At 71.6% G+C, this 16,119-nt stretch carries 14 protein-coding genes and 1 pseudogene; 9 read left to right on the forward strand and 6 right to left on the reverse strand.

The window, feature by feature from the left end:
* From K6I34_RS14970 to K6I34_RS14980, 3 genes are all read right to left on the reverse strand, one after another.
* Window positions 1–892: glycoside hydrolase family 6 protein (locus tag K6I34_RS14970; protein ID WP_229326227.1), on the reverse strand; the 892-nt coding region annotated here is incomplete at its 3' end.
* Between the two features lie 283 nt (window positions 893–1,175).
* Window positions 1,176–3,116: an ABC transporter ATP-binding protein gene (locus K6I34_RS14975; RefSeq protein ID WP_374230925.1), complete on the reverse strand. Its 1,941-nt coding sequence runs from the start codon at window positions 3,114–3,116 to the stop codon at window positions 1,176–1,178.
* Window positions 3,117–3,256: 140 nt separating this feature from the next.
* Window positions 3,257–4,117 carry a G1 family glutamic endopeptidase gene (locus K6I34_RS14980; RefSeq protein WP_229326229.1) on the reverse strand — a complete coding sequence of 287 codons (861 nt, stop codon included), beginning with the start codon at window positions 4,115–4,117 and terminating at the stop codon, window positions 3,257–3,259.
* Window positions 4,118–4,355: 238 nt separating this feature from the next.
* Between K6I34_RS14980 and K6I34_RS14985 the strand changes: the two genes are divergently transcribed.
* From K6I34_RS14985 to K6I34_RS15005, 5 genes are all read left to right on the forward strand, one after another.
* Complete coding sequence (locus tag K6I34_RS14985; RefSeq protein WP_229326231.1) at window positions 4,356–4,922, forward strand: GNAT family N-acetyltransferase; 567 nt, start codon at window positions 4,356–4,358, stop codon at window positions 4,920–4,922.
* Between the two features lie 251 nt (window positions 4,923–5,173).
* On the forward strand, window positions 5,174–5,638 hold the full coding sequence (locus K6I34_RS14990) for a hypothetical protein (RefSeq protein ID WP_229326233.1): 465 nt from the start codon (window positions 5,174–5,176) through the stop codon (window positions 5,636–5,638).
* Between the two features lie 247 nt (window positions 5,639–5,885).
* Window positions 5,886–6,881, forward strand: a complete 996-nt coding sequence (locus tag K6I34_RS14995) for a serine protease (protein WP_229326235.1) — start codon at window positions 5,886–5,888, stop codon at window positions 6,879–6,881.
* Window positions 6,882–6,999: 118 nt separating this feature from the next.
* Window positions 7,000–7,806: a polysaccharide deacetylase family protein gene (locus K6I34_RS15000; protein ID WP_229326237.1), complete on the forward strand. Its 807-nt coding sequence runs from the start codon at window positions 7,000–7,002 to the stop codon at window positions 7,804–7,806.
* A gap of 76 nt (window positions 7,807–7,882) precedes the next feature.
* Window positions 7,883–8,578 carry a hypothetical protein gene (locus K6I34_RS15005; protein WP_229326239.1) on the forward strand — a complete coding sequence of 232 codons (696 nt, stop codon included), beginning with the start codon at window positions 7,883–7,885 and terminating at the stop codon, window positions 8,576–8,578.
* A gap of 33 nt (window positions 8,579–8,611) precedes the next feature.
* Here the strand turns inward: K6I34_RS15005 and K6I34_RS15010 are convergent, their stop codons facing one another.
* Window positions 8,612–9,508: a TIGR03619 family F420-dependent LLM class oxidoreductase gene (locus tag K6I34_RS15010; RefSeq protein ID WP_229326241.1), complete on the reverse strand. Its 897-nt coding sequence runs from the start codon at window positions 9,506–9,508 to the stop codon at window positions 8,612–8,614.
* A 305-nt stretch (window positions 9,509–9,813) separates the two neighbouring features.
* Between K6I34_RS15010 and K6I34_RS15015 the strand changes: the two genes are divergently transcribed.
* From K6I34_RS15015 to K6I34_RS15030, 4 genes and pseudogenes are all read left to right on the forward strand, one after another.
* Window positions 9,814–10,113, forward strand: coding sequence for a hypothetical protein (locus tag K6I34_RS15015; RefSeq protein WP_229326243.1), 300 nt, complete (start codon window positions 9,814–9,816; stop codon window positions 10,111–10,113).
* A gap of 202 nt (window positions 10,114–10,315) precedes the next feature.
* Window positions 10,316–11,680, forward strand: coding sequence for a glutamine synthetase family protein (locus tag K6I34_RS15020; RefSeq protein WP_229326245.1), 1,365 nt, complete (start codon window positions 10,316–10,318; stop codon window positions 11,678–11,680).
* 57 nt (window positions 11,681–11,737) lie between these two features.
* Window positions 11,738–12,933: pseudogene (locus tag K6I34_RS15025) on the forward strand (amidohydrolase family protein).
* Window positions 12,934–13,011: 78 nt separating this feature from the next.
* Window positions 13,012–13,437 (forward strand): RidA family protein, encoded by a 426-nt coding sequence (locus tag K6I34_RS15030; RefSeq protein ID WP_229326247.1) that lies wholly within the window; start codon window positions 13,012–13,014, stop codon window positions 13,435–13,437.
* Between the two features lie 64 nt (window positions 13,438–13,501).
* On the opposite strand, the gene K6I34_RS15035 is transcribed toward K6I34_RS15030, so the two are convergent.
* Window positions 13,502–14,947: a glyceraldehyde-3-phosphate dehydrogenase gene (locus K6I34_RS15035; RefSeq protein WP_229326249.1), complete on the reverse strand. Its 1,446-nt coding sequence runs from the start codon at window positions 14,945–14,947 to the stop codon at window positions 13,502–13,504.
* A gap of 172 nt (window positions 14,948–15,119) precedes the next feature.
* Window positions 15,120–16,119: carbohydrate-binding protein (locus K6I34_RS15040; RefSeq protein ID WP_308294012.1), on the reverse strand; the 1,000-nt coding region annotated here is incomplete at its 5' end.

Genomic DNA, 16,119 nt, shown 5'->3' on the forward strand with positions numbered 1-16,119 from the left:
CTCCCATCCCGGGTCCGGGCGGAGCGGCGTGTGCCGCCGCGTGGGCCGCTTCCGGAAGGAGCGGGCCGTTGCCGTTGCGGCTCGTGTCCACGACGTAGTGCGCTCCGCCGAGCAGCGCGGACAGCCGGTCGCCGTAGGCGCGTGTGACGGGTGTGGTGTGGAAGTTGGAGACGTTGAGCGCGAAGCCGTCGGCGTGGCCGACGCCCGACCGCAGCATGGCACCGGCCAGTCGTTGCTGGTCGGAGATCCAGCCGGGGTTTCCCGCGTCGAGGTAGACCGAGGTCCCGGGACGCGCCTTGAACGTGCGTACGGCGTCCGCCAGAAGCGCCAGGCGCTGCGAGGCGGCGGGTTCCGGGACGCAGCCGGAGGCCCACTGGGCCAGGGCGTCGGGTTCGAGGATGACCCATGCCTGCCGGCTGCCGATGCCCTCCGCCGCGCGCGCGGTCCAGGCCCGGTAGCGGGCCGCGTCGTCCGCGCCACCGGCGGAGTACTGGCCGCAGTCCCGGTGCGGGATGTTGTACGCGACCAGGATCGGGATGCGGCCCTCGCGCTCGGCCTGACGGGTGATCTGTTCCGCCTGCTCCTTGGGGTCCTGGTCCGTCAGCCACACCGCCGCCGGGCGGTCGGCGATCCGTTCCAGGACCGCCGCGTCGGCCTCCCGGCCCCGCTCCCGCCACAGCCGGACCTGGCGCGCGGCCGGGCCGCCCGGCTCCACCCAGAACGGTGACGTGGCCTCGCCCTCATGCTCGCCCAGCGTCGCCCCGGCGGGAATGGGCAGCCACACCAGGCCCGTCCACACCAGCAGGGCGACCCCGCCGCGCGCGAGCCCACGGTGATCGCCGGGCGGGGTCGTACGTCTGTGCCGGTGCGCGGCGCCACCGGAGTGGCGCACACCGGCGCCTTGTCGGTCGCCGGCACTGTGCCGTGGGCTGCTGACGCCCCGTCCGTGCTGGGCGAGAAAGCGTGCCGTGTGTCTCCCGGGTCGGTTCCTCACGTGTCCCCCTGGCGTGTTCCAGGTCGTTCCGTCTCTTCTGTCCCTCCCAGGTTCACATGTGTCACACCGTCAGAACTCGTCGAACTGCGCCGAACGGGTCCGCGGCGACGGTGACGGCGAAAGCGACGGCGGTGGCGACGGTGACGGCGACGATGCCGGTGCCCACGCCGGTTGTCGTGTCCTAGCCGTCGGTGCCCCGGTCGTTCTGGAGCCGCCACAGCTCCTGGAACAGCCCCGGGGAGCGGGTGAGCTCGCCGAACGTGCCCTCCTGGACGACCCGGCCGCCGTCCAGGACCACGATGCGGTCGGCGACCGCGACATTCGCCAGCCGGTGCGTGACGAGGACGACGGCCCGGTCCCGCGCGACCTTCCGCAGGCCGGTGAAGATGCGGTGCTCCGCCCGCGCGTCGAGCGCGCTCGTGGGCTCGTCCATGACCAGCAGCCCGGCGGGCCGGTAGAAGGCGCGGGCGATGGCGATGCGCTGCCACTGCCCGCCGGAGAGGTCCACCCCGCCGAACCACTCGCGCGCCAGGAGGGTGTCCAGCCCGCTGCGCAGCCCCGCGACGACATCGTCCGCACCCGCGTGCGCGGCCGCCCGGAGCACCCGCTCGTCGTGGCTCTCGTGGTGGCTCTCGTGCGGCTGGCCCAGCGTGATGTTCTCCCGGGCGGACAGGGGCCAGTGCGCGAAGTCCTGGGGGACCACCGCCGTCTGCCGCCACATCGCGTACGCGTCGAGGTCGCCGGTCTCCGCGCCGTCCCAGGTGACACACCCGTCCGTAGGCAGGTAAAGGCCCGTCAGGAGCTTGCTGAGCGTGGTCTTGCCGGAGCCGTTCTCGCCCACCAGGGCCAGGATCTCGCCACGCCGCACCGTCAGGTCGACCTTCTCCAGCGCGGGATGCCCGGCCCCCGGATAGCAGTACGTCAGCGCCTCCGCCCTGACCTCCAGCGGGGCCTCCGGTACCTGGCCGCCCCGCCGCATCCGGTGGCCGCCCGCCTCGTCGATGAACTCCGCCCAGTCGTCCAGGTACAGCCCCGTACGGAACAGGCGGGTGCCGTAGCCGACCATGCCGCGCAGGGACGAGCCGACCGTACGCAGGGCGAAGACCGCCGTGCCCGCCGAGGCCACCGACATATGGCCTGTCGCCAGCAGCAGCGCCAGCATCGTCCACACCAGGCCGGAGGCGATCCCCCCGGCCGCCGCCCCGAGCAGCGCGTACCGCGTGCTCTGGTGCACGGCCCGGTCGGTGGCCTCGTCGATCCGGTCGCCGATGGCGCGATAACGGCCGAGCAGGAACGGGGCCATGGTGCAGGAGCGCAACTGGTCCGCGTGGTCCCTGTGGGTGACGTTCCAGCGCATCATCCCCAGGACGCGGCGGTCGGCGCTCAGGGAACGGGACGTCAGATAGTGGACGCGCGCCCCCCGCACACCGGCGATGCCCTGCGGGAGCGTGGACAGCACGAGCAGCGGCAGCAGCACGGGATGCAGCACCGTCACCACACCGGCCGCGGCGACCAGCGAGGCGACACAGGACGTCAGGTCCTGTGCCTCCGTCAGCAGGCTCTGCGTGGCCTCCGCGCCCCGGTCCGCGGCCTCGCGCCTGTCGTTGAACCCGGGGCTGTCGTACGCGACGAGCTCCGCGTCGATCGCGGCGTCGAGCATCTGCATCTCGGCCTCGCGGGAGATCCGCGGCGAGAGACGGGTCGAGATGCTGGTGACCGCGATGCCGAGCAGCGCGCGCAGCCCCGCGGCGCCCGCGAGCACGCACAGGGACGGCGCGGCGTCCAGCAGCCGGCCGGTGATGCGGCCGGATGTGAGGAGCGCGGTGATCGTGCCCGTGGTGGCCAGCAGCCCGAAGGCCTCGGCGGCCCCGGAGAGGAGCTGGCAGGCCAGCAGCGCGACGACCGCGCGCCGGTCCACCCGCCAGGCCAGCCCGAACGCCTTCCGTACGAGCTGGGGCAGGCGCTTGCCCATCGACTGGGCGGTGAGGGGGTTCTTCTGCAGGGCGGTCAGACCGCGGGAGCGGAACCGTAATTCCTCGGTGGGGCCGTTGGTGGTGGGCCTGTCATCGGTCGGCCTGTCGCCGACAGGTCTGTCACTGGTCTCGGTGGTCTCGGTGGTCACGGGCTTCCCGGAAGGTGCGAGTCGAGCGGAAAGGGGACTCCGCACGATGCCGTACGTTCCGGGTTAATTACTGACAAACAGTGAGTAGATCACCCGAAGGTGGAACGGCCTTCCGGGCCCGCTGCCGCCGGGGCGCTCGCTCACTCCCTGATGTACGCCACCGAGAAGCTGTCGAGATCGGGACCGTACAACGGACTGACGTCCGTCTGCTGCCTGCCTCCTCCGGTGCTGGCCCACAGGCCGATGGCGTTGACCGAGCCGGGGGTGACGCCGTTGAACCTGACCTTGGTGAAGTCGATGCGGTCGAACTTCGGGAACGCCCGGCGGTTCGCCTCCACGATCACCTCCGCGCTCTCGTTCGGCGCGAACCAGCCGTCGATCCGTTTGTCCCGGATCCAGCCCTGGGTCTCGTCCTGCAGCGTCAGCTCGTAGGAGGAGCCGCCGGTGAAGCGTGCCGTCGCGTGGATACGGTCCCCGGGCTGGACGCGGTCGCCCACGTACACCGGGTCGTTCGGGTAGAGCTCGTACCAGTCCTCGAACTCCGGGCTGCCGTTCTCGCAGGTCTCCTGGATCCCGATCTGCTCGACCGTGTCGTTGCCCCAGCCGTCCAGGCCCACCCACTCGGCGACGGCGTCGGCCCGCGACGAGCAGGAGATGTTGGGCACGGTCCAGTCGGCCGAGGCCGTGGTGAACGAGTGTCCGATCGCCGTGTAGCCGCTCCAGTTGTAGCCGTTCTGCATGCGGCGCCCGCCGAGGGCCTTCTTGCGGGTGTCGCCGCGGTAGCGGTCGAACCGGGCGTGCGCGGAGGAGACGGCGTGCGCGGAGGAGACGGAGGGCGCGGAGGACGTGGAAGACGCAGGAGAGCCCGCCGTCGCGCGGGCGGGTTGCGGGCCCGCCGGGGCGGAGGCGAGTCCGCAGGCCAGCCCGACGGCACCGAGCAGGGTCCAGGGCGTCGCTCTGCGCAGCGCGAGGTGTCCGCGCCGTGCGTGTCTCTCGGTCACCGGCGTCTCCTGTCGTGGGTGGACGGCCGGAACGGGCCGCCCGGTGGACCTCGACTGATCACAGTGTGAAGTATCGACGATACACAAAGTGATGAATATCCCTCGCCCAGGGGAAGTGGTGGCGTCCTCCGTCGCGAGGTGCCGGTGCCGGGGAACCTCCGACGCGTTTCGCCACGTCCCCCCTTGTGCCCCTTACGCCAGACGCTCCGCCGTGTGTGGCCTGGAAGGAAAGCGATATATGAGCAGCCCGCATCTCCTCCTCACCGGAGAACGGCTCGCCCTCGGCATCCCCCGTCAGGAGACGCTGACCGAATACCACTTCTGGGAGAACGACCCGGCGACCATCCTCGGTCGCGGCAAACGCTTCCCGCGGTCCTGGGAGGTCCGCGTGGACGAGTGGGAGAGGCAGCAGGACGACGAGGACCACGCCTCGTTCGAGATCGTGCGCCTGAAGGACAAACAGCCCGTCGGCATGACCACGCTGCACATCGAACCGCGCCTGCGGGCCGCCGAGTTCACGATCGTCCTCGCCCCGCCCCAGCGGGGCAAGCGCTACGCGGAGGAGGCCACCCGCCTGACGTTGGACTGGGGGTTCCACCTCGGTGCGCTGAGCACGGCGTGGCTGAGGGTGCTGGAGCCGAACCGGGCCGGGATCGTGGCCTTCGGGAAGGCGGGTTTCCGGTTCGCCGGGCGCCTGCGGAAGTCCGGTCACTGGCTCGGGCAGTGCGTCGATGTGCTGCTGATGGACGCGTTGCCGGAGGATTTCCCCGGACCCTCGGCGATGTGCGCTTCGCTCGGCAGCTGAGTGCCTCGTGCCGGCGCCCCGTTTCGGGCTTCGGCCCGGACCCCGATCCCGGACCCCGGTTCTTTCGTCCGCGGGTCGGTGGGGCCGACCGCGCAGTTCCCCGCGCCCCTTGCGGGCGCGGCGGCCTCCGCACTTCGCGAAACCTCCCCGATAGGGTGAAAGGGGTAAAACAAGGCGCCTTTGGGGTCAGGGCGGGTGTAGACGGATGCCTGCGTATCCGTACTCTCCGTCCGGACCTCCGGGGTGATGACATGAGTTCCGCAAGACTTCCCGCCGTCTCTCTCGCCGCGGGACTGGCGCTGATGGCCGCCGCGGCCTGCGTGCCGTTCTCCTCCGCCGTGGCGCACGCCTCGCACCCTTCACGCCCCTCGCACGTGCCGCGCGTCAAGCCGTCGGCGAACGCCGAACTCACGCTGTCGAACAGGGACAACGACCGTTCCGTGTCCGTCGAGAGGGGAGAAGTGATCACGGTCCGGCTCGTCGGCTCCCGTACCGAGCAGGCGACCTGGAAGTGGGAGGTGCCCGCGGCCGCCGACGGCCACGTGCTCGAACGGACCGACACGGGCACCTCGCAGAACGGCGACGCCTGGGCGGTCTTCCGCGCGGAGGGCGACGGCACCACGACCATCGACTCCGTCGAGCGCTGCGCTCCCAACCCCGGCTACGAGTGCCCCGGCGCCGTCATGGACTGGAAGGCCACCGTCGCCGTCCGGTGACGGCGTGACTCCCGGCCGCCGGAGGCCCGGCCCCGGACCGGACTCCCCCCGGCGCGCCGCGCCGGGAGGCGGAGGCGTTGCCATCCGGCCATGCTTTTGATGCGCTCCTGACAATTCACGGCTTCCGTGGGACTCTCCCTCACGCACCCTCGTATCCGCACCGCTCGTCTGCCCGGACCGCGGCCACGCGGTCCGGTCCCCCCACCGGTCGCGCGGTCCCCGTGCGGCCAGGGCGGAAGGAGTACGCGTGAGACGTCCCCGCCGTACCGTCGTCGGCATCCTGCTGGCCGCCGGAGCCCTGTTCACCACCGGGCTCCAGACCGCCACGGCACATGCCGCCCCGGCCACGGTCCACCCCGCCGCGGCCACGGCCGCCGCGCAGCAGAAGGTACGCGACTACTGGACCCCCGAGCGCATGCGCACCGCCACACCGCTCGACCTGCCAGGCGTCACCCCCGGCAGCCTCACCCGGCCGCAGGGGCACGGGAGCAGCCCCACCGTCATAGCGCCGACGCCCCCGAAGACCTCCGTGCCGGCGCCCTCCGGGGTGACCGTGAAGGACTTCCCCCAGCCCGGCGGAGCCTGGAGCGGGAGCGGCGCCGTCCTGAAGACCACCGGGCGGGTGTTCTTCACCTTCCAGGGCCGCAATGCGTCCTGCTCCGGTGACGCCGTCACCAGCCAGAACGGCAGCACCGTCCTCACCGCGGGCCACTGCGTCAAGTACCAGGGCGCCTGGCACACCAACTGGACGTTCGCCCCCGGATACCACGACGGGCAGTCGCCCTACGGCACCTGGACCGCGACCAAGACGATGTCCACGCCCCAGTGGGTCGCCAGTGAGGACATGAACTTCGACGTCGGCGCCGCCGTCGTCGGCCCGCTGGGCGGCCAGACCCTCACGCAGGCCGTCGGTGCCCAGGGCCTCCAGTTCAACGGCGCATACAACCAGTCCCTCTACGCCTTCGGCTTCCCCGCCGCCTCCCCGTACGACGGGACCAAGCTCATCTACTGCAGCGGGACGTCCATCAAGGACTTCCTCCTCACCAAGGACCACGGCCTGTCCTGCAATATGACGGGCGGCTCCAGCGGTGGCCCGTGGTTCGCGTCCTTCGACGAGTCCACCGGCACCGGACTCCAGGCATCGGTGAACAGCTTCGGCTACGTCTTCCTGCCGAACACGATGTTCGGGCCGTACTTCGGCGACGACATCAAGACCCTCTACGACCAGGCGCAGACGACCTGACCGCCACGGCGGGACGGCGGGACGGCGGGGATGCGCGCGGACGCGCGTGGACATGCGTGGACGTGTGCGGACACGCGTACGGGCGTGTCGCGCCGCGGCCCGGCGCGTTGGGCCGGGCATGCAGCGCTTCGCCTCCGCGGTCGCGACCTCCCTGGCCGTCCTGACCGCCCTGGCCGTGACCGTCCTGCCCGGGAGCGGGCATCCGCACCCCGCTCCCGCGGCCTACGCTTCCTCGCCGTCCGCCACGAGCATGCGGGCCCACACCGAACAGGGCCCGTCGGCGGCCCTCTTCGGCTCCGAGAACAGGCGGATGCGCACCACGCGGCACGTGGTCGCCCTCACGTTCAACGCGGCATGGGACGAGACCGGCGTCGCCACCGTGCTGGACGTGCTGCGCGAACGCCACGTCCCCGCCACGTTCTTCCCGACCGGCCGGTTCGCCGAGAGCCACCCCGCCGCCGTACGGGCGATGGCCGCCGAACACGGCATCGGCAGCCACTCCTACAGTCACCCCCTCTTCGACGGCCTCACCTGTCCGCAGGCGGCGGACGAAGTACTGCGGGCCGACCGGGCCATCCGCGCGGCGGCGGGCGAGGAACCCCTGCCGTTCTTCCGCTTCCCCTACAGCGCCACCACCCCGCGGGGCATCGCCTGCGTCAACGAACTCGGCTACGCCGACATCGAATTCACCACCGACACCCAGGGCTACCTCGGCCCCGCGGGCGGCATCACGGTCCAGAAGGCCGTCGACCGGGTGGTGCGGGACCTGTCGCCCGGGCAGATCGTGCAGATGCACGTCGGCGCCGACACCGGCCAGGACGCGGCACTGGACGCCGAGGCGCTCCCGCGGATCGTCGACGCCGTCCACGCCCACGGCTACCGCATCGTCGACCTGCGCACGCTGCTGCTCCCGCGACAGGACTGATCGTCTGCGGTCGCCGTCCGTGATAGCGTCGCTCTCTTCGCCGGGAAGCCGGACGGAGTACCTCAGCAGGCCATCCGTGACCGACCCGCACCAGCGGCTCCAGGACGCCCTCGACGCGCTGGACACCGCCTTCGCCCCCTTCATCGCCCAGCCGTTCACCCCGGGCGGCTGCACCTACTGCTACACCGAAGAGGACTTCGCGGCCCTTGCGGGCCACCCGGACCAGGTGCCCGAGGACCTGGTCGGGCTCGTCGCCTTCGAGGGCTCCGACCACTGGGACGACTTCCACAGCCAGTACCGGCGGATGACACCCCGGATCGTGCGCCTCATGGTCACCGGCGAGCAGGTCGGCCCCGACCACAGCATGGTCGCCTCCCGTCTGGTCACCGCCGAATGGCGGGACTGGCCGCGGCCCGAACGGGAAGCGCTGGAGGCGGTCTGGCATGCCTGGTGGCGGAAAATACTGCACGAGCACCCCGGCACCGAGTCCGTCTTCGAAGCGCTGGAGGTGATCTCCATGTGCATGGGCACCCTCGAACCGTGGCTGACCATCTGGGCCGGGACCCGGACCGAAGCAGCCGACCGGCATCTCTTCGACATGCTCGAAGGCTGGCTGTTCGAGTGGGACCTCGCCTTCCTTGAATTCGGCTTCTACAACGAGCTCGATGCGGCATCGGAACTGGTGCCGTGGCTGCTCTCCCTGGAGGAAGGACGCATAGACCCCCTCCAGCTCGCCGAGTTCGAGCGCATGATCGCGTACGCCGACTGCTGATCGCGTACGGTCGCTGGTCGCCCGCCCGCCGTGCTATCCGCCCGCCCGGTACCGCTCCAGCGCCCTGATGCCCAGGCCCAGGGCTTCCGTCGGCTCCCGCACCGTCTGCTGGAGGTCGAAGAAGCAGCCGTCCGCCCCTGTCGCGCGGACGGTGGACAGGGCCGCCGCGATACTCTCCGGCGTCGCCCCCGGCTCCGGGAAGAAGCGGATCTCCTGACGCAGCGCCGCCGGGTCGCGCCCGGCCTCCTCCGCCGCCCGGCGTGCGACGGCCCATACGGCGGCGTGCCTGCTCGGCGACATCGCCACCCCCGCCCAGCCGTCCGCCCTGCGGCCGACCCGGCGCAGCGCGGCCGGGCTGAACCCGCCCAACAGGACGGGCGGATGCGGCCGCTGCGCCGGACGCAGGTCCACATGGGCGCGTGGGATACGCCAGTTGGGGCCCTCGTGCGCGAAGGGGTTCTCGGTCCAGATCCCGCGCAGAATGTCGAGGATCTCGTCGAGGTGCGCGCCCCGCTTGCCGAAGTCCGTGTTGAGCGCCGCGGCTTCGTCACGCATCCAGCCGATGCCCAGCCCCACGTCCAGACGGCCGCCGCTCAGCCGGTCGAGGGTCGTGAGCGTCCGGGCGAGCAACAGCGGTGGATACCACGTGGCGTTGAGGACGCTCGTGCCCAGGCGTGCCCGGGTGGTCGCGGTGGCGGCGACGGTCAGCACGGTGAGCGGGTCGAGGTAGGTGGTGTACTCCGGGGGATACGGGTTCTCCGGGGTGTAACCCGGCATCGGATAGACGTCGTCGGGCTCCACGGGCGTCAGGGCGCGGTCGTTGACCCAGAAGGAGTCGAAGCCCGCGGCCTCGGCGTCCCTCGCGAAGTCCGCGATGCGGGTGGGGTGTGCGTGGGTGCCGTACTGGGGGAGGGCTATGCCGATTCGCATGTGACCTATCGTGGGCTTGTGTTGTCAGGTTTCAAGACCGCCTTATGGGGTTCGGGTCGCGCGGGGGCTTCGCCCCCGTACCCCGTTTTCGCCTACTGGGGTGCCTCTTGGGGCGCTTGGCGGCTGCGGGTTGCCTTCGGCTGGTCGCGCAGTTCCCCGCGCCCCTGTGGGGCGCCGCTACCCGTACGCTCAGCCACGCATCGTTACCCCATCCTCGTCGTACTCACACGTAGCGTCACCGGTGCGGGGGAGAGATGCGGCGATCGCGCCTCCATCCGGCGGATGGCTCCCCGACAGTGGAGCGCATGAGCTTGACGACCGCAGGAAAGACCCCCGGACCGGTCCGGTTCTATCTGGCGTGCGACCATCGCGGCTGCGACGCCCGCACCACCTTCGACCTCGTCATCTCCGACCCCGGCCCGACGCGCGACGACGATCTGTGGGGATACCTCCTCCACCACGCCCACACCGCCACCCCGCACATCAAGGAGCTCGGCTGGGCCTATGTCCACGGCGACGGCTACTGGTGCCCCGAGTGCGCCGCCCCCGCCCCCGTCCACGGTCCGCTGCCCGGACCGGCCGCCTGCTCCGACCGGTCCGACTGACCCGCCCGCACTGCCCATACCGCCCGTACCACCCCTACCGCGCGACCCGCTCGTCGCAAGCGCCCGCCCTCACGGGCGGGTGTGCGATCTAATGGCACCGATGGCGAACAGGAAGTGACGCCCGCCCCACCCGGGCCCGCGGCGGCCCCGGACGGCCGCCCCCGGGCGGGGCGGCGGCCAGCGGGCCACGAGGAGGCACGCCTTGGACAGCACCGAACGGGAGCACGCGGGGTCGCAGGCCCGGCAGCACGCCGCCCGCCTGACCGCGAAGGACATTCACGGCGTCGCCCTGACCTGGGTCGACAACGCGGGCGTCACCCGCGTCAAGGCCGTTCCCACCGCACGTCTCCCGCAGGCCGCCCAGTGGGGCGTCGGCATGTCCCCGGTCTTCGACGTCTACCTCTCGGACGACTCGGCCGTCACCAGCCCGCACATCGGCGGCCCCGTCGGCGACCTCCGCCTCGTCCCCGACCTCGACCGGCTCACCTGCCTGGCGGCCCAGCCCGGCTGGGCCTGGGCGCCGGTCGACCGCTATGAGCAGGACGGCACCCCGTACGCCGCCTGCCAGCGGCAGTTCGCCCGGCGGATGACGGCCCGCGCCGCCGAGACGGGACTCGAGTTCCGCATGGGCTTCGAGACCGAATGGACCGTCACCGCCCACCCCACGGAACAACGGGGGCCGCACGTGCCCCACGCCGCCGAGGGCCCCGCGTACGGCATGACGCGCGTGGTCGGCCTCTCCGACTATGTCCGCGACCTCTTCGAGGCCCTCGCCGTCCAGGACGTCGACGTCCTGCAGATCCATCCCGAGTACACGGCAGGCCAGTTCGAGGTCTCCGTCGCCCCTGCCGACCCGGTCCGCGCGGCCGACCTCGTGGTCCTGGTGCGCGAGACCGTCCGCGCGGTCTCGCACCGGCACGGGCTCTCCGCCTCCTTCGCCCCCGTCGTCACGGCGGGTCCCGTCGGCAACGGCGCCCACCTCCATCTGAGCCTCTGGCGGGACGGCAAGAACCTCTGCCGCGCGGGCGACGGGCCGCACGGCATGACCCGTACCTGCGAGTCCTTCCTCGCCGGGGCGCTGGAGGAGCTCCCCGCGCTGCTGGCCGTCGGCGCCCCGCTGCCCGCCAGCTACCTCCGCCTGCGCCCCAACCTGTGGGCTGGCGCGTACCAGTGCTGGGGCGTGGAGAACCGTGAAGCGGCCCTCCGCTTCATCCCCGGGCCGCCCCTCGGCCCGGACGCCGCCAACGCCGAGCTCAAGTGCTTCGACGCGGCCGCCAACCCCTATCTCCTCGTGGGAGCCGTCATCGCCGCCGGGCTCCATGGCATCGACCGCGAGCTCACTCTTCCGGAACCCGTCCCCGGGAACCCCGCGGACACCGGCACCACCCCGCGCCTGCCCTCCTCGCTGCCCGCCGCGCTCGACCACTTCGCCCGGTCGGAGCTGCTGCGCGCCGAGCTGGGCGGCGCCCTCTTCGAAGCGCTCCTCGCGGTCCGCCGCGGCGAGGCCGAGCTCGCCCGGGGCCGTTCCCCGCGCGAACTGGCCGAGGCCCTCCGCAACCGCTACTGAACCGACCGACCGGCCGGCCGCCGACCAGCAGACCAACCGACCTCAGGACAGCGGAAGATGACCACCCATGGACACGCCCAAGGACCAGAGCCGGGCCCCGCTCTGGTCGACCATCACTGCCACGGCGTGGCCCGTTCGCCCCTCGGCGCCGAGCAGTTCGCCGCGTACCTGACGGAGTCCGACGCTCCCGCGGCCCCCGGCACCACCTTCTTCGACACCCAGCTCGGCTTCGCGCTGCGCCGCTGGTGTCCGCCGCTGCTCGGGCTGCCGGAGCACTGCCCGCCCGCCGACTATCTCGCCCGCCGCGCCGAACTCGGCACGGAGGAAACCCTCCGGCGGCTCCTCGGCGCCACCGGCATCGGCGACTTCCTCGTGGACACCGGCCTGTCCGACGGCCTGTCCGACGGCCTGTCCGACGGCCTGTCCGACGGCCTGTCCGACGGGCTGACCGACAGGCTGACCGGCCTCGACGAGCTCGCCGCGGCGGCAGGAGGACGGGCCCACGAGATCGCGCGCCTGGAGACCCTCGCGGAGCACACCGCCGACACCGCGGGTTCCACCCACGCCTTCGTCGAGGCACCGACGCCGTGCACACGGCCACCCGCACCGCTGTCGCCTTCAAATCGGTCGTCGCCTACCGCCACGGGCTGGACCTCGACCCCGGGCGGCCCGCCGCCACCGACGTACGCGCCGCCGCCGACCGCTGGCTGGCCGCCCGCGCACCGGGGGAGCGGCTGCGCGACCCCGTTCTGCTGCGGCACCTGCTGTGGACGGCAGCCGGGACCGGGCTCCCCCTCCAACTGCACACCGGCTTCGGTGACCCCGACCTGTGCCTGCACCGCTGCGACCCGCTGCTCCTCACCGACTTCATCCGGGCGGTGGCCCCCACCCGCTGCCGGCTGGTGCTGCTGCACACCTACCCGTACCACCGCGGCGCGGGCTACCTCGCCCACGCCTTCCCCCACGTGTACACCGACGTCGGCCTCACGCTCACCCACGTCGGCGCCCGCGCTCGGGCGGTCCTCGCCGAGACGCTCGAACTCGCCCCGTTCGGGAAGGTGATGTTCTCCACGGACGCCTACGGGCTCCCCGAGCTCTACGTGGTCGGCACCCGTCTCTTCACCGAGGCCCTGTCCGGCCTCACCGACGGATGGGTACGGGACGGGGCCTGGACCGCCGCCGACGCGCGGCGCGTCACCGCGATGATCGGCTCGGGCACGGCACGGCGCGTCTACGGGCTCGCCCCGGGGTGACGGCCTTTCAGCAGCCGGCGCCGGGGGATGTGATCTTCGTGCTGGCGTACGCGGCGGGGGCCCGTCGAGGATGGCGCCATGGCACGACACACGCACCTCACCCACATCCCCGACCCCGCCGGTGTGACCCCCGGCGCGGGCTACACCCACGTGGTCTCCGGCACCGGCCGCTTCGTCGCCGTCTCGGGCCAGGTCGCCCTCGACGAGAACGGTGAGCTCGTCGGCGCCGGTGACACGGGCGCCCAGGCCCGGCAGGTTTTCGAGAACCTGCGCCGGTGCCTGGCCGCGGCGGACGCGGCCTTCGGCGACGTCGTCAAGCTCACGTACTTCGTCACCGACATCGCCCACCTGCCCGCCGTGCGCGCGGCGCGGGACGAGTTCCTCGGCTTCCTCGGCACCGAGCGGCTGCCCGCGAGCTCGGCGGTGCAGGTCTCCGCGCTCTTCCGGCCGGACCTGCTGCTGGAGGTGGAGGCCTTCGCGGTGGTCGCGGACCCGAAGCCATGACCACCGCGCCGGACGGGCCGTCGGCGGGCCCGTCCGGCACACAACGCCGCCGGGACGCGTCGGGTCAGGCCCGCGGCGCCGGGAAGGTCGGGTACTCCACCCCGGACACGTACTGCACGACGCGGATGACCTGGCAGGAGTAGCCGAACTCGTTGTCGTACCAGAGGTAGAGGATCGCGTTGTCGCCCTCGACCTTGGTGGCGCCCGCGTCGACGATCGAGGCGTGGCGCGAGCCGACGAAGTCCATGGAGACGGCGTCGGGGGCGGTGGTGAAGTCGATCTGGCGCTTGAGCGGCGAGTTCAGCGAGACGTCGCGGAGGTGGTCGAGGACCTCCTCGCGGGTGGTCTCGCGCGCGAGCTGCAGGTTGAGGATCGCGATCGAGACGTCCGGCACCGGGACGCGGATCGAGCTGCCGGTGATCTTCGCCTTGAGATCGGGCAGCGCCTTGGCGACGGCGGAGGCGGCACCGGTCTCGGTGATGACCATGTTGAGCGGCGCGGAGCGGCCGCGGCGGTCGGCCTTGTGGTAGTTGTCCAGCAGGTTCTGGTCGTTGGTGAACGAGTGGACGGTCTCCACGTGGCCGCGCAGGACGCCGTACTCGTCGGCCATCGCCTTCAGCGGCGGGACGATCGCGTTCGTGGTGCAGGACGCGCAGGAGAGGATGCGCTCGTCCGGCTTGATCGTGTCGTGGTTGACGCCATGGACGATGTTGGGGACGTCGCCCTTGCCCGGCGCGGTCAGGACGACCTTGTCGACGCCGGGGCGCAGGTGGTGCGACAGGCCCTCGCGGTCGCGCCACTTGCCGGTGTTGTCGATGAGGATGGCGTTCTTGATGCCGTACGCCGTGTAGTCGATCTCGGACGGATCGTTGGCGTAGATCACCTTGATCTCGTTGCCGTTGGCGAGGATCGTGTTGTTCTCCTCGTCGACGGTGATCGTGCCCTGGAACTGGCCGTGGACGGAGTCGCGCCGCAGCAGCGAGGCGCGCTTGACGATGTCCTGGTCACCGCCCTGGCGGACGACGATGGCGCGCAGCCGCAGGCCGTTGCCGGAACCGGCCTTCTCGATGAGCAGACGGGCCAGGAGGCGGCCGATGCGGCCGAAGCCGTAGAGCACGACGTCGCGCCCCTCACGGCACTCGATCTTGTCGGCGCCCGTCGCGCCCGCGACGGCCTCGGCCGTGAACTCCTCCACCGTGAGACCGCGGTCGTCGCTCCTGTGGGTGGCGGCGAGCATGCCGATGTCGATCTGGGAAGGACCGAGGTCGAGCGTGGTGAGAGCCCGCAGGAACGGCATCGTCTCCGTGACCGAGAGTTCCTCACCGGCTATCTGCCGGGCGAACCGGTGGGTCTTGAGGATGCTGACCACCGACTTGTTCACCAGGGAGCGGCTGTGGAGCAGGACCGTGACGTCCCGCTCCCGGTGCAGCTTCCCGATGATCGGGATCATCGACTCCGCGATCTCCTCGCGGTTCTTCCAGTTTGTGAACGAGTCGTCGTTGACAGTCACAGGGCACTTCTCTTTCGAGCTAGGTGGCGCTCACATGCTAACCCCATGCCGTTCCGTGCCGTCGAGCGGTGTCGGCGTGGGCAGATTGTTCTGATATGGGGTGCGGTGATCTCATTCTTTATGGTGATTTGCCCTGTTGTGCCTATGGCGTCTGCGTCGGCATCCGGTCCGGCTACTGCCGCACCGTCCAGTGATCGTTGGCACCGGCCTGGACGAAGCGCAGGGCCGGGCAGAGGAAGTCCCGCCCGTTCGGGGACGTGTCCGTCCAGGGTGCGTCGGCCGGGCGGGCCGGATTCCACTTGCCGCCGCTGCGCAGCTGGACGGAGCTGCTGTCGAAGACGGTGCCGCGCGCCTCGGTGCAGTAATAGCCCGTCCCCGTCGCCGGGTTGACGCTCGCGTAGATCTCGAACATGTCCCAGCCGTAGTTCAGCCCGCTCCGGTCGCTGCCGGACTGCCGGTAGAGGAGGTCCCAGCCGGAGGTGCGGTAGTTGTAGAGGTACGCGGACCACTGATTGGTGCCCGCGCTGTCCTTGGCCATCTGCACGGTGTAGGCGGGGTGCCCGGATGCCGTGGTGGTGTACGTCGCCAGGAAGTCGGCGTTGATCGGGACGGTCTTGGCGGGGCCGCCGGGGCTGGAGCACCAGTCCCATGCCCAGAGCTCGTCACCGGAGTTCCAGTAGGCGGTGACCATCTCCATGCAGGAGCCCTGCGCCTTGGTCGTGGGCGCGTATGTGAAGTTCTCCGGGTCCGTCACGTGGTAGGACGGGTCGACGGTGTGGGTGGCCATGATGCCGTCGTGGGTGCCTGGTTGGGGGAAGATGCCCCACCAGTTGTGTGTGAGGTTGGCGTCCTGTGGTCGTTGACCGCTGGATATGGAGGCTTTGTGCGCCGTGGCTGCTTGGGCTCGGCGGCCTTCCAGGAAGGTGCGCGCGGCGCGGTCGCGTCCGGGGGTGGGGGAGTCGCCCGGCCGGTGTGCCAGGGTGACGACCCCGCGGTGCGGGGCGTCGGGCGATGGTGTGTCGGCCGTGGTCCGGGTGGCGGTGGGGGCGGAGCGGGCTGTTGCGGCGGTGCCGGTGCCCAGTGCGGCGCATGCGGCGAGTAGGGCCGCGGCCAGGCGGGCGCGGTGTCTCCCGGTGGGTCGCGCGGATCTCGTCATGGGGCTCCTCCGGTAC

Source organism: Streptomyces sp. UNOC14_S4 (genome assembly GCF_020740835.1).
GTDB lineage: Bacteria > Actinomycetota > Actinomycetes > Streptomycetales > Streptomycetaceae > Streptomyces.

Coding starts and splice junctions, on each gene's coding strand:
- K6I34_RS14985 (WP_229326231.1), top strand. CDS start 4,356: ATGAGCAGCCCGCATCTCCTCCTCACCGGAGAACGGCTCGCCCTCGGC.
- K6I34_RS14990 (WP_229326233.1), top strand. CDS start 5,174: ATGAGTTCCGCAAGACTTCCCGCCGTCTCTCTCGCCGCGGGACTGGCG.
- K6I34_RS15000 (WP_229326237.1), top strand. CDS start 7,000: ATGCAGCGCTTCGCCTCCGCGGTCGCGACCTCCCTGGCCGTCCTGACC.
- K6I34_RS15010 (WP_229326241.1), bottom strand. CDS start 9,508: ATGCGAATCGGCATAGCCCTCCCCCAGTACGGCACCCACGCACACCCC.
- K6I34_RS15015 (WP_229326243.1), top strand. CDS start 9,814: ATGAGCTTGACGACCGCAGGAAAGACCCCCGGACCGGTCCGGTTCTAT.
- K6I34_RS15030 (WP_229326247.1), top strand. CDS start 13,012: ATGGCACGACACACGCACCTCACCCACATCCCCGACCCCGCCGGTGTG.